This window comes from Collimonas fungivorans, from assembly GCF_028292705.1.
Classification (GTDB): Bacteria; Pseudomonadota; Gammaproteobacteria; order Burkholderiales; family Burkholderiaceae_D; genus Collimonas; species Collimonas fungivorans_B.
In genome coordinates this window covers 1-13,738 of record NZ_JAQGLV010000257.1, presented here as the reverse complement: position 1 = coordinate 13,738, position 13,738 = coordinate 1, and the positions used below count along the sequence as shown (strand labels likewise).

11 protein-coding genes are annotated in these 13,738 nt (G+C 61.7%); 6 read left to right on the top strand and 5 right to left on the bottom strand.

Translation table 11 applies throughout. The features are described from left to right. Positions 1–764, bottom strand: a 764-nt coding sequence (locus tag JWQ61_RS14660; protein ID WP_304361176.1) for a ferritin-like domain-containing protein, incomplete at its 3' end; no start/stop codon positions are given. A gap of 132 nt (positions 765–896) precedes the next feature. Here JWQ61_RS14660 and JWQ61_RS14655 point away from each other — a divergent pair. Both JWQ61_RS14655 and hslO read left to right on the top strand, forming a co-directional pair. Further along, a complete protein-coding gene (locus tag JWQ61_RS14655; RefSeq protein WP_304361175.1) occupies positions 897–1,421 on the top strand; it encodes a gamma carbonic anhydrase family protein in 525 nt (174 codons plus the stop codon). Between the two features lie 83 nt (positions 1,422–1,504). Continuing rightward, the gene (gene hslO, locus JWQ61_RS14650) at positions 1,505–2,467 is read left to right on the top strand and encodes an Hsp33 family molecular chaperone HslO (RefSeq protein WP_304361174.1); all 963 of its coding nucleotides are present in this window, start codon (positions 1,505–1,507) and stop codon (positions 2,465–2,467) included. A gap of 52 nt (positions 2,468–2,519) precedes the next feature. Here hslO and ftsB read toward each other — a convergent pair whose 3' ends face one another. The 4 genes from ftsB to JWQ61_RS14630 all read right to left on the bottom strand — a co-directional run bounded on the left by ftsB (position 2,520) and on the right by JWQ61_RS14630 (position 6,880). Further along, entirely contained in the window at positions 2,520–2,894 is a 375-nt protein-coding gene (ftsB, locus tag JWQ61_RS14645; RefSeq protein WP_120236710.1) for a cell division protein FtsB, read from the bottom strand. A 68-nt stretch (positions 2,895–2,962) separates the two neighbouring features. After that, positions 2,963–4,246 carry a phosphopyruvate hydratase gene (eno, locus tag JWQ61_RS14640; RefSeq protein WP_304361173.1) on the bottom strand — a complete coding sequence of 428 codons (1,284 nt, stop codon included), beginning with the start codon at positions 4,244–4,246 and terminating at the stop codon, positions 2,963–2,965. Positions 4,247–4,360: 114 nt separating this feature from the next. Then, on the bottom strand, positions 4,361–5,215 hold the full coding sequence (gene kdsA, locus JWQ61_RS14635; protein WP_304361172.1) for a 3-deoxy-8-phosphooctulonate synthase: 855 nt from the start codon (positions 5,213–5,215) through the stop codon (positions 4,361–4,363). A 9-nt stretch (positions 5,216–5,224) separates the two neighbouring features. Continuing rightward, entirely contained in the window at positions 5,225–6,880 is a 1,656-nt protein-coding gene (locus tag JWQ61_RS14630; protein WP_041741405.1) for a CTP synthase, read from the bottom strand. A 298-nt stretch (positions 6,881–7,178) separates the two neighbouring features. Between JWQ61_RS14630 and JWQ61_RS14625 the strand changes: the two genes are divergently transcribed. The 4 genes from JWQ61_RS14625 to JWQ61_RS14610 form a co-directional block, all read left to right on the top strand. Continuing rightward, positions 7,179–8,591: an MFS transporter gene (locus tag JWQ61_RS14625; RefSeq protein ID WP_304361171.1), complete on the top strand. Its 1,413-nt coding sequence runs from the start codon at positions 7,179–7,181 to the stop codon at positions 8,589–8,591. A gap of 179 nt (positions 8,592–8,770) precedes the next feature. Next, positions 8,771–10,234 carry an efflux transporter outer membrane subunit gene (locus JWQ61_RS14620; RefSeq protein WP_304361170.1) on the top strand — a complete coding sequence of 488 codons (1,464 nt, stop codon included), beginning with the start codon at positions 8,771–8,773 and terminating at the stop codon, positions 10,232–10,234. A gap of 18 nt (positions 10,235–10,252) precedes the next feature. Continuing rightward, the gene (locus JWQ61_RS14615; RefSeq protein ID WP_304361169.1) at positions 10,253–11,434 is read left to right on the top strand and encodes an efflux RND transporter periplasmic adaptor subunit; all 1,182 of its coding nucleotides are present in this window, start codon (positions 10,253–10,255) and stop codon (positions 11,432–11,434) included. Beyond that, positions 11,431–13,738: efflux RND transporter permease subunit (locus JWQ61_RS14610; protein ID WP_304361168.1), on the top strand; the 2,308-nt coding region annotated here is incomplete at its 3' end. The genes JWQ61_RS14615 and JWQ61_RS14610, both read left to right, overlap by 4 nt.

The window sequence follows — 13,738 nt, the reverse complement described above, 5'->3', positions numbered from 1 at the left end:
TCCATATTGAACGGTCCGCGCAACTGCGGCGCTTGGTGCTGTACCACCAGGGCGGCGAATGTCGCCAGCGGCTCCAGCCCGCGCGCCTGGCACAGCCAGCCATACCAGCGGTTGCCGATCGCCACGTGGCCGATCTCGTCGCGCAGAATGATGTCTATGATCGCCGCCGCCTCTTCATCGCCGGCCTGGGCCAGCTTGGCGCGGGTGCGCGGCGATGCATCCAGGCCGCGCGCTTCCATCAGGCGCGGCACCAGCGCCATCCTGGCCAGGATGTCATGGCTGGTCTTTTCAGTCAGTTCCCACAAGCTGTCATGCGCCGAAAAATCGCCGTAGGCAAACCCCAGGCCCCGCAAGTGCATTGCCAGCAGGCTAAAGTGATAAGCTTCTTCCTTTGCAACGCGCAGCCAGTCGGCATAATAGTCCCGCGGCATGCCGGCAAAGCGCCAGATCGCATCCAGCGCCAGGTTGATGGCGTTGAATTCGATATGCGCCAGGGCGTGGATCATGGCGGCCCGCCCTTCCAGGGTAGCCATGGAGCGGTGCTTGACCTCGCGCGGCGGGACCAGCAAGGGCTGCGGCGGACGCCCCGGTATGCTCAAGCTTGCCTGCAATTCGCACTGGCTATCCAGCGCCATGGCGCCGCTTTCCCAGGCCGCCGCCAGCGCCTCGACAGCGGTCACCTTGGCAGCGACATCGGCCTCGCACAAGCAGTGCAAGGCGGCGCGGCGCAAGTCAGCCGGAACTGGAAAGGATGAATGGTTCATGTTGAGAGCGGTAAAATGGCGCTACGGTTGAAAAATCGCAATATGGACCTATCTACAGGGACTGCATATAGGGACAGAATCAGGGCCATGCCCGGCAACCAGCATTTTACGGAACGCATTTTACAGAAACTTATGGCCATCTACCAATTGGGCGAGCATGCCCCCGATATTGCCCCGTCAGCATACATCGCGCCGTCCGCCAACCTGATCGGCAAGGTCAGGATCGAAGCCGATGCCAGCGTCTGGTTCGGGGTCACTATCCGCGGCGATAATGAATTGATCACGGTCGGCCAGGGCAGCAATGTACAGGAAAGCTGCACCTTGCATACCGACATGGGTTTTCCCCTGACGCTGGGCAAGAACGTGACCGTCGGCCACCAGGCAATGTTGCACGGATGCACGATTGGCGACGGCGCCCTGATCGGCATCCAGGCGGTGATCCTGAACGGCGCCAAGATCGGCAAGAACTGCCTGGTCGGCGCCGGCGCACTGGTCACCGAAGGCAAGGAATTCCCGGACAACTCGCTGATCATCGGCAGCCCGGCCAAGGCCGTGCGCACCCTGAGCGAGCAGGATGTAGCAGCGCTGGCCGGCAACGCCACGCATTACATACAACGCGGGCAGGAATACAAGGACGGCTTGAAGCTGATCGGGTAACAAGCAGCGGTATTGAAGCAATAAATTAGAAGTAATACAGTAGAAGTAATACAGCAGAAGTAATACATCAGCGGATAAAAAATATGGACGTAACAAAGATGACGGAAGCCGGCGACGTGCACGGCGATTCACTGCAAAAATTCATGGTGGAAAACGCCGCCGTGCGCGGCGAGCTGGTGGAGTTGTCGTCCACCTGGCAGCAGGTGCTGGCGCACCGCAACTATCCGGCGCCGGTCAAGACCTTGCTGGGTGAAATGATGGCCGCGGCGGCCTTGCTGTCGGCCAACCTGAAATTCAACGGCGTCATCGTCATGCAGATCCACGGCGATGGTCCGATCCGACTGCTGGTGGCCGAGTGCGATTCGCAACTGCGGATGCGCGCCACCGCCAAGCTGGCGCCGGACGCGGTGATCGACCCCGACGCCACCATGTCGCAACTGGTCAACCTGAACGGCCAGGGCCGTTTTGCGATTACGCTCGACCCGCAGGACAAGATGCCCGGCCAGCAGGCTTACCAGGGCATCGTGCCGCTGGATGGAGAGAATGTCGCTACCGTCATTGAAAACTACATGCTGCGCTCGGAACAGCTGGACACCAAGCTGTGGCTGGCCGCCGACGACAAGGTTGCGCGCGGCTTGCTGCTGCAGAAACTGCCGAATCACGGCGGCATCGACGTGCCGGTCAACGATGAACTGGAAACCTGGAATCGTTTCCTGGCGCTGGGCGGCACCTTGCGTCCGGAAGAAATGCTGTCCACAGACATCCAGACTTTGATGCGCCGCCTGTTCTGGGAAGAAACCATCCGTGTTTTCGAACCGCAGCAACCCAGCTTCCAGTGCAATTGTTCACGCGAAAAAGTCGGCAACATGCTGAAGATGCTGGGCCAGCCTGAAATCGAGGAAGCCCTCGCCGACCTCGGCAAGCTGGCGGTGGATTGCGATTTCTGCGGCCAGCATTATGAATTCGACAAAGTCGACTGCGCGCACCTGTTCGCCAGTACGGCGCCGGTTGAAGCGCTGCTCCCTACCGGCAGCAGCAAACATTGAGATTGGATTGGGGCGCTGCGAACAGCATGGGCGCCCCGTTGATTAACGAACGTTAGCGCTCTGGTTTCTTTTCCGTTGGCACGGCGACCGCTACGGTCTTCTCCACCGCTGTCAACGCCGCATTGGGCGGCGCCGGCGCATCGGCTGGATTGCCGTTCGGATCGAGTACCTGGATAAAAATCTCGTCCTGCTTGATCATGCCCAGCTCGGTGCGCGCCCGTTCTTCGACCGCACCGGTGCCTTCTTTCAAATCATGTACTTCCGAATCCAGCTTGGCGTTGCGGGCCTTGAGCTCGTCGATCTTGTCATGCGCCGCATGCACTTGCTGGTCCATATCCCAGACGCGCAGCCAGCCGCCCTTGCCTAGCCACAGTGGGTACTGGACCAGTATCAGCAAGGCAGTCAGGAAAATGGCAATCAGGCGCATCGTTTCGGGCTTGGTTCTGCTGTCTTAAATGTAGATCGGGGTGGACACTGGTGCCCACCCCGGCTTGATTACTTCAGATTGTAAAACGCGCTACGGCCCGGATAGCTGGCGATGTCGCCCAGGTCTTCCTCAATGCGCAGCAGCTGGTTGTACTTGGCCATGCGGTCCGAACGCGACATCGAGCCGGTCTTGATCTGCAAGGCGTTCATGCCAACCGCGATATCGGCGATGGTCGAATCTTCGGTCTCGCCCGAACGGTGCGAGATCACTGCGGTGTAGCCGGCGCGCTTGGCCATTTCAATCGCAGCGAAGGTTTCGGTCAGGGTGCCGATCTGGTTGATCTTGATCAGGATCGAATTGGCGATGTCCTTGTCGATGCCTTCTTTCAGGATCTTGGTGTTGGTGACAAACAGGTCGTCGCCCACCAGCTGGATCTTCTTGCCGAGTGTTTCGGTCAGCAGCTTCCAGCCGTCCCAGTCGTTTTCCGCCATGCCGTCTTCGATGCTGATGATCGGGTACTTGTCGCACCACGACGCCAGCAGGCCGGTGAACTGCGCACCGGTCAGTGTCATGTTTTCGCCGGCCAGGACGTAGCTGCCGTCCTTGTAGAATTCGCTGGCGGCGCAGTCCAGGCCGAGGGCGATCTGGGTGCCCGGCTCATAGCCTGCGGCTTCGATCGCCTGGATGATCAGCTTCAGCGCTTCTTCGTGGCTGGCCAGGTTAGGCGCAAAGCCGCCTTCATCGCCGACCGCGGTCGACAAGCCCTTGTCGTGCAGGATTTTCTTCAGCGCGTGAAACACTTCGGCGCCGTAGCGCACCGCTTCGCGGAAGCTCGGTGCGCCGACCGGGATGATCATGAATTCCTGGATATCCAGGTTATTGTCGGCATGCTCGCCGCCATTGATGACGTTCATCATCGGCACCGGCATCTGCATCGCGCCGCTACCGCCGAAATAACGATACAGCGGCAGGCCGGCTTCTTCAGCTGCAGCCTTGGCTACCGCCATCGATACCGCCAGCATGGCGTTGGCGCCCAGGCGGCCTTTGTTTTCGGTGCCGTCGAGATCGATCAGGGTACGGTCCAGGAATGCTTGTTCGCTGGCGTCGAGACCCATGATGGCTTCGGAAATTTCGGTGTTGATATGCTCGCAGGCTTTCAAAACGCCCTTGCCGCCGTAACGGCTCTTGTCGCCGTCGCGCAGCTCGATCGCTTCGCGCGAACCGGTGGAAGCGCCGGACGGCACGGCTGCACGGCCCATGACGCCGGATTCCAGCAAGACGTCGCATTCGACTGTCGGATTACCGCGCGAATCAATAATTTCGCGGCCAATGATGTCAACGATTGCACTCATGTATTTCCCTATCAAATAAAAATATGCGCGATATTAAAACCATTTGCGGGAACAGACTTCACGCGCAGCCACTTGCTTGTATAGCGGCAGCGATATATTCCATCCCCCAAGCAATCAACCGAAATTGCTTTCGATAAAGCCATTCTTTTTGACGACCCGGTCCAGATCTATCATGGTCGACAACAATTCTTTGATGCGGTTCAACGGCACCGCATTCGGTCCGTCCGATTTGGCTTCGGCCGGATTCGGATGGGTTTCCATGAATACGCCTGAGACGCCCACGGCAATCGCAGCGCGCGCCAGCACCGGCACGAATTCGCGCTGGCCGCCGGAAGTGCTGCCCTGGCCGCCCGGCAACTGCACCGAGTGGGTGGCATCGAACACTACCGGACAACCGGTTTCGCGCATGATCGCCAGCGAACGCATGTCGGACACCAGGTTGTTGTAGCCGAACGAAGCACCACGTTCGCAGGCCATGAAATTATCTTCCGGCAGGCCGGCTTCGCGGGCCGCGGCACGCGCCTTGGCGATGACATTGATCATGTCGTGCGGCGCCAGGAACTGGCCCTTCTTGATATTCACCGGCTTGCCCGATTGGGCGCAAGCGTTGATGAAATCGGTCTGGCGGCACAGGAAGGCCGGCGTCTGCAAGACATCGACCACCGCTGCCACCGGCTTGATTTCATAGATTTCATGGATATCGGTCAACACCGGCACGCCGATTTGCGCTTTGACTTCAGCCAGAATCTCCAGCCCTTTTTCCATGCCGAGGCCGCGGAAAGAAGAACCGGAAGAACGGTTCGCCTTGTCGAAAGACGATTTGTAGATGAAGTTGATGCCCAGTTCGCTGGTGATCTCTTTCAGTATCCCGGCAGTGTCGAGCGCCATCTGGCGCGACTCGATCACGCACGGACCGGCGATCAGGAAAAACGGCTGATCCAGGCCGATGTCGAAGCCACAAAGTTTCATGTTCTTTCCTTACGCTGCAGTTGCAGTATTAGCTTGCTTGTGCGCCAGCGCAGCCTTGATGAACGAAATAAACAGCGGATGGCCGTCGCGCGGAGTCGATTTGAATTCCGGGTGATACTGCACGCCGACATACCAAGGATGAGCATTGTCGCCGGTGCGCGGCAATTCCATGATTTCACACAAGTCTTCAGTCGGGGTGCGGGCCGAGACCACCAGGCCGGCTGCTTCGATGCGGTCCAGGTAATGGTTGTTGGCTTCGTAGCGATGACGATGGCGTTCGGTCACGGTCGGGCCGTAGATTTCGGCGGCCAGGGTGCCGGCCTTGACGTCGCAGGTCTGCGCGCCCAGGCGCATGGTGCCGCCCAGGTCGGAATTGACGTCGCGCAGTTCTACCTTGCCGTCATGGTTCTGCCATTCAGTGATCAGGGCCACTACCGGCTGGTCGGTCTGCGCATCGAATTCGGTTGAATTGGCGTGCGGCAGGCCAGCCTTGTTGCGTGCATATTCCAGCAGCGCGACTTGCATGCCCAGGCAGATGCCCAGGTAAGGGATCTTGTTTTCGCGAGCGAAACGCGCGGCCGCGATCTTGCCTTCGACGCCGCGCTTGCCAAACCCGCCCGGCACCAGGATCGCATCGTACTTGGCCAATGCGCCGATGCCGTTGGCTTCGATTTCTTCCGAATCCAGGTATTCGATATTGACCCGGCTGCCAGTATGGATGCCGGCGTGGCGCAAAGCTTCCGTCAGCGACTTGTAGGATTCGGTCAGGTCGACGTATTTGCCGACCATGCCGATGGTGACTTCGTAGGTTGGATTTTCCAGTGCGTGCACCAGCTTGGTCCAGACCGAGAGGTCGGCCGGCTTGGGCGACAGGCCCAGCTTTTCGCAGACAATCGCGTCCAGCCCCTGGTCGTGCAGCATCTGCGGGATCTTGTAGATGGTGTCAGCGTCCCACACCGAAATCACGGCGTCGCCCTGGACGTTCGAGAACAGGGAAATCTTGGCCCGTTCGTCGTCCGGGATCGGACGGTCGGCGCGGCACAGCAAGGCATCCGGCGAAATACCGATTTCGCGCAGTTTCTGCACGCTGTGCTGGGTCGGCTTGGTTTTCAGTTCACCGGCCGACACCAGGTAAGGCACCAGGGTCAGGTGGACGAAAGCAGCCGCCTTGCGGCCGGCGCGCAGGCTCAGCTGGCGCGCCGCTTCGAGGAAGGGCAAGGATTCGATATCGCCGACGGTGCCGCCGATTTCCACCAGCGCCACGTCGAAACCTTCGGCGCCGCGATAGATGTAATCCTGGATCTCGTTGGTGATGTGCGGAATAACCTGCACCGTCTTGCCCAGGTACTCGCCGCGGCGCTCCTTGCGGATCACCGATTCGTAGATCTGGCCGGTAGTGAAGTTATTCACCTTCTTCATCTTGGCCGTAATGAAACGCTCATAGTGGCCAAGATCGAGATCGGTCTCCGCGCCATCGTCGGTCACAAACACTTCGCCGTGCTGGAACGGGCTCATGGTGCCTGGATCGACGTTGATGTACGGATCGAGTTTAAGAAGGGTGACTTTAAGGCCGCGCGATTCCAAAATCGCGGCGAGAGAGGCGGCTGCAATCCCTTTACCAAGGGAAGAGACAACGCCGCCGGTAACAAATACAAACTTAGTCATTACAGAAGGTGCCGAACGGCACATGCGGGAAATTCGAATTATACATCAAACAGGCGTCGCGGCAGCCGCCGGCGACCTGAAAAATGCGGCTATTTGTTGGCAGCCCCGTGGCACCCTCGTGATATCCCCGTGATCGCCCCGGCTGGCGGGCAACCCAGGCCCATGCGTGAAATCGCGCTTCATGTGATAATTCGCGGCTTCCGCCCCGCCCTATCAATGCTTTCCTCATTTTATTGTTGCCTGTGCCTACCTCGCCATTATTTCAATCAAGTGTTGCGCCAAAGCCGCGCCTTGCTGCATGAGTCAGCTGTTCGGCGATCTGCCTGAAGACGACGGCCTGCCCGGGGCGGCGCGCCGGGTAGCGATTATCGTCATGATCCTCGGCACCAGCATGACCGTGCTGGACGGCTCCATTGTTAACGTCGCGCTGCCCATGATCGCGCGCAGCCTGCAGGTAGACCCGGCCGCCGCGGTCTGGATCGCCAATGCTTATATACTCGCCGGCGCCATGACCATGGTCACTTTCGCCTCGCTGGGCGAGGTGCTGGGTTTTCGCCGTGTATATATGAGCGGCATCCTGGTATTCACCCTGGCTTCGCTGGGCTGCGCCCTGTCGCCGTCGCTGGCGATGCTGAACGGCATGCGTTTTTTGCAAGGCGTCGGCGGCGCTGCCGCCATGAGCATCGGCCCGGCGCTCTACCGCAATATCTTCCCGACCCGCTTGCTGGGCGCGGCGCTGGGCATCAATGCCCTGGTGGTGGCGTCCTCCACCGCCGCCGGCCCGGCCATCGGCGGCCTGATGCTGTCGGTGCTGAGCTGGCAGTGGCTGTTCGCCGTCAATGTGCCGATCGGCGTCGTCACTCTGCTGCTGGCGCGCCGCGTGCTGCCGCGCGATCCGGGCCGCGGCGGCCGCTTCGATGCAATCGGCGCCGTGCTCTCGGCGCTGGCGCTGGGCACCATCGTCATGGCGGTCGACGGCCTGTCGCGCCACGACAGCTGGACCCAGGAGCTGCTGCTGGGCGGGATCGCCCTGGCATCGGTAATTTTGTTTATCATTAGACAACGGCGTTATTCCGCACCGCTGCTGCCGCTTGATATTTTTGCATCGCAGCGCTTTTCGATGGCGGTCGCCACCTCGCTCTGCTCTTTTGTGGGCCAGGGAATTGCCTTTATTGCACTGCCGTTCCTGTTCCAGGGCGCATACGGTTTCAGCCCGCTGCTGTCGGCTGCCTTGTTTACACCCTGGCCGGTAGCGATCGCCATCACCGCGCCGATCGCCGGCCGCCTGGCCGACCGTTATTCGGCCGCGCTGCTGTCGACCTGCGGCCTGCTGGTGCTGACCCTGGGCCTGGTGCTGCTGGCCTGCTTGGGCGCGCATGCTTCAGTGCCGGACATCTTGTGGCGCGCCTTCGTCTGCGGGCTCGGCTTCGGCTTCTTCCAAAGTCCCAACAATCGTGAGATGCTGAGCAACGCGCCGCGTACGCGCAGCGGCACCGCTTCCGGCGTGCTGGCGATTGCCCGCACCTTCGGCCAGTCGCTGGGCGCAGCGCTGGTCGCGGTGGTGTTGGCGGCGACCAGCATCGCCCAGGCCGCGGCCGACACCGCCCAGATCGATGCCAGCGCCGTCCATCTGTCGCTGTGGCTGGCGGCAAGCGCGACCCTGCTTGCCACTATCATTAGCGCATTGCGCATCAAGCACGGGCGAAACTGACAGAATTGTCATATTAGCGACAGCATCACGTACCGCAGCAAGCTTTAAAGTGTTCTCAAATACTGTCCGGTGCTGCGCTTGTGTTGACCTGCACATCGGACATTCCATCCGATGTGCCGATCGTCAGCCCAGGACTCATGAATTTTCCCTTTCCCCCAAGAACCTTCTCAGCCACTGCCATGGCTGCCGCGATTGCGTTTGCGCTGGCTGGCTGCGCAGTCGGTCCCGATTACGTGCGCCCTGCCATGGACGTGCCCGCCGCCTATAAAGAAAGCGGTCCGTGGAAACAGGCGCAGCCGCAGCAGATAGACAGCAGCAACTGGTGGGAAGTCTATGGCGACGCTACCCTGAACGGCCTGATACAGCAAGCCAACCAGGCCAACCAGAACATCCGCGTGGCGGAAGCCCAGTACCGCCAGGCGCGTGCCGCCGGCGATGCGGCGCGCGCCGGCTTCTGGCCGACGGCTGGCATCAGTGCAGGGGTAGATCGCTCGCGCACCAACAGCAACGGCATCAAGGTCGGCAACAGTTACAACGCCGGCCTGCAAGGCAGCTGGGAACCGGATATCTGGGGCAGCGTGCGGCGCTCGGTGGAAGCCGGCGACGCCGGCATCCAGGCCAGCGCGGCCGACCTGGCCGCCGCCCGCCTCAGCATCCAGGCCACCTTGGCGCAAGATTATCTGCAATTGCGCATCACCGACCTGCTGAAAGATCTGTATGCGCGCACCACCGCTGCCTACGCCCGCTCGCTGCAGCTGACCCAGAGCCAGTACGCCGCCGGCGTGGCGCTGCGCTCGGACGTGGCGCTGGCCGAAAGCCAGCTGAAAACCGCGGAAGCCCAGGCCATCGACCTGCAGGCGCAGCGCAGCCAGCTGGAACATGCGATCGCCATCCTCACCGGCAAGGCGCCTTCAGGCTTCAACCTGGCCGCGCTGCCGGCCGATACCCAGATGCTGAGCAAGATGCAGGCTGGCTTGCCGCCGGTTCCGGCCGGCCTGCCCTCCGACCTGCTGGAGCGCCGTCCCGACATCGCCAGCGCTGAACGCCAGGTAGCGGTCGCCAACGCCAACATCGGCGTCGCCAAGTCCGCCTTTTTCCCGGCGCTGACCTTGAGCGCCAGCGGCGGTTTCAACAGCGCCAGCCTGGCGCAGTGGTTCGACACCCCTAGCCGGGTCTGGTCGCTGGGCGCGGCGCTGGCTGAAACCATTTTCGACGGCGGCCTGCGGCGCGCACACAGCGACCAGGCCATCGCCGTCTACGACGCCGCGGTAGCGCAATACAAACAAACCGTGCTGGGCGGCTTCCAGGAAGTGGAAGACAACCTGGCCACGCTCAAGGTCCTGGACCAGGAAGCGATCGCCCAGAACCAGGCAGTGCAGGCTTCGCAACTGGCGGAACGGCTGGCGCTGAGCCAGTACCGCGCCGGCACCGCGACCTATCTGACGGTGGTCACCGCGCAAACCCTTTCCCTCGGCAATGAACGCACCCTGGTGCAATTGCTGGGACGCCAGCTGCTGGCGAGCGTGGCGCTGATCAAGGCCGTCGGCGGCGGCTGGGACGCCAGCCAACTAAACGCCGAACAGCGCGGCGACCAGCACGCGGGCCAGGCGCAAAACAATCCACAAAACAATACGACCAATTAATTCCGCGAGCCGATAACGATGACCTCCACACTTTCCAAACCACGTTCGACGCTGCTGATCACCGCCGCGATACTGGTCCTGATCGGCGCCGCCGGCTGGGCCATGGTGCACAAGGCCGATGCCCAGGGCACGCCGAAGGTCGCCCCTGGCGCCATCTCGGTCAGCACCGCCGCCGTCAAGCAGCAGGATGTGCCGATGTACCTGAGCGGCGTCGGCACCGTTACCTCGAATGCCAGCGTCACCGTCAAGGCCCGCATCGACGGCCAGCTCGACAAGGTCGGTTTTGTCGAAGGCCAGGACGTCAAGGCCGGCCAGCTGCTGGCGCAGATCGATCCGCGCACGCTGCAGGCGCAGCTGGACCAGGCCGTGGCGCAAAAAGCCAAGGACCAGGCGCAGCTGGTCAACTCCCGGCTTGACCTGCAACGCTACACCACCCTGGTGCAGCAGGACGCCGCCACCCAACAGACGCTGGACGCCACTAAGGCCCAAGTGAACCAGCTGCAAGCCGCGGTGCAAGCCGATGAAGCCCAGATCAACTTTGCCAAGGTGCAGCTCAGCTTTACGCGCATCCTGGCGCCGATCAGCGGCCGCGTCGGCGCGCGCCTGGTCGATCCGGGCAATATCGTCCATGCCGCGGACACCAATGGCCTGGTGGTGATCAACCAGATCGATCCGATCGCCGTGGTGTTCACCCTGCCGGAAGAAACCTTCCAGAGCATCAACAGCGCCTTGCGCGGCAGCCAGAAGCCGCTCAGCGTGCAAACCTATGCGCGCAACAGCAGCGCCATGCTGGCCCAGGGCAACCTGGCGCTGCTCAACAACCAGATCGACACCAGCACCGGCACGGTGCAGCTGAAAGGCATTTTCCAGAATCCGTCGCATGTGCTGTGGCCAGGCCAGTACGTCAACGTCAGGCTGGTGCTGGGCGACCGCAAGCAGGCGCTGACGGTGCCGGCGGCAGCGGTGCAGCGCAGCCAGGACGGCACCTACATGTATGTCGTCGGTGCTGACAGCTCGGTGAAAATCCAGCCGGTCCAGGTTGCCAACATCCAGGATGGCTTGGCTGTTATCGACAAGGGTGTGGAGGCGGGACAACGGGTCGTGGTCGATGGCCAGTACAAGCTGAAACCGGGCGCCAAGATCATCGAAGCCAGCGCAGCTGCTGCTCCTGTCGATTCGACGGCAAAGGCCGGCAAATGAGCATCTCCGCAGCCTTCATCAAACGGCCGATCGGCACCACGCTGCTCGCCATCGCGATTTTCCTGATCGGCGCCGCGGTATGGCCGCTGCTGCCGGTGGCGCCGCTGCCGCAGGTCGATTTCCCGACCATCCAGGTCTCCGCCAACCTGCCCGGCGGCAATCCGGAAACCATGGCGTCGAGCGTGGCGCAGCCGCTGGAACGGCAGTTTTCCCTGATTGCCGGCCTGTCGCAAATGACGTCGACCAGCTCGCTCGGCTCTACCCAGATTACGCTGCAGTTCGACCTCAACCGCAGCATAGACGCCGCGGCGCTCGACGTGCAGGCGGCGATCACCGCCGCCAGCGGCCAGCTGCCGGCCAACCTGCCGAGCCCGCCGACCTTCCGCAAGGTGAACCCGGCCGATTCACCGATCCTGGTGATGTCGGTGCAATCGGATGCGCTGCCGCTGATCCAGGTCAATGACTTCGCCGACAATATCCTGGCGCAGCAGATTTCACAGATTCCCGGCGTCGGCCTGGTCAATATCGGCGGCGTGCAAAAACCGTCGGTGCGGATCCAGGTCGATCCGACCAAGCTGGCGGCGATCGGCATCAGCCTGGAAGATATCAGGGGCGTGATCGCCAACCTCACCGTCAACCAGCCAAAAGGCACGGTTGACGGCGCCAAGCAAAGCTTCACCGTGTATACCAACGACCAGCTGCTGAGCGCGGAACCGTGGAACGACATGGTGCTGGCCTACAAGAACGGCGCGCCGATCCGGGTGCGCGATGTCGGCGTCGCCATCGACGCCGCAGAAAACCTGAAGGTGGCCGGCTGGGGCTACGCCGGCGCCGCGGCGCCGGCCGGCAATACGATCACCAACGGCCGTTCGATCGTGCTGGCGATCACCAAGCAGCCCGGCGCCAACGTGATCGAAACCGTGGATCGCATCAAGGCTGCCTTGCCGCGCCTGCAAGCGGCGATCCCGCCGACAGTGCATGTCAACACCCTGATCGACCGCACCCAGACCATCCGCGCCTCGGTGTCCGACGTCGAATTCACGCTGGTGCTGACCATCGCCCTGGTGGTGCTGGTGATCTTCCTGTTCCTGCGCAATGTCCCGGCTACCCTGATCCCGAGCGTGACCGTACCGCTGGCGCTGCTCGGCACCGCGGCGATCATGTTCCTGCTCGGCTTCAGCCTCGACAACCTGTCGCTGATGGCGCTCACCATCGCGGTCGGTTTTGTGGTCGACGATGCGATCGTGATGCTGGAGAATATTTACCGCTACGTCGAAGAAGGCATGTCGCCGATGGAAGCAGCCTACAAGGGAGCGGGAGAAATCGGGTTTACGATTATCTCGATCTCGGTATCGCTGGTGGCCGTGTTCATCCCGTTGCTGCTGATGGGCGGCATCGTCGGCCGCCTGTTCCGCGAATTCGCCATCACCGTGACGCTGACGATTGCAGTCTCGGTGGTGATTTCGCTGACCTTGACGCCGATGCTCTGCTCGCGTTTCCTGAAATCGCATACGGCTGAATCGCATGGCCGCATGTACCAGATGTTCGAGCGCGGTTTCGACGCCATGCTCAACGGCTACAAGCGCGGCCTGCATGTGGTGCTGCGCCATCAGTTCATTACCCTGATGGTGTTCTTCGCCACCATGGCTGCCACCGTCGTGTTGTTCGTGATTATCCCAAAAGGCTTCTTCCCGCAGCAGGACACCGGCTTCGTCTACGGCTTTGCCGAATCGGCGCAGGATTCCTCGTTCGCCTCGATGAACAAACGCATGCTGGCGCTGGCTGACGTCGTGCGCAAGGATCCGGACGTCACAGGCTTCGGCATGAGCGGCGGCGGCAGCACCTTCAACACCGGCAACTTCTTCATCAGCCTGAAACCGAAAGACGAGGGACGCACCGCCAGCGCCGACGAAGTGATTGCACGCCTGCGGCCGCAGCTGGCCAAGGTGCAAGGGGTCAACCTGTTCCTGCAGGCAGGCCAGGACATCAACGTCGGCGGCCGCCTGTCGCGCACCCAGTACCAGTACACCGTGACCGACTCCAACCTGGATGAACTGAACGTCTGGGCGCCGAAACTGCTGAACCGTTTCCGCCAGCTGCCGCAATTGACCGACGTCGCTTCCGACCAGCAGAATGCTGCGGCTGCAGCCAACCTGACCATCGACCGCGCGCGCGCATCCAGCTTCGGCATCACGCCGGCGCTGATCGACTCGACCATCTACGACGCCATTGGCCAGCGCCAGGTCGCGCAGTACTTCACGCAGATCAACAGCTACCACGTGATCCTGGAAGTGACGCCCAAGC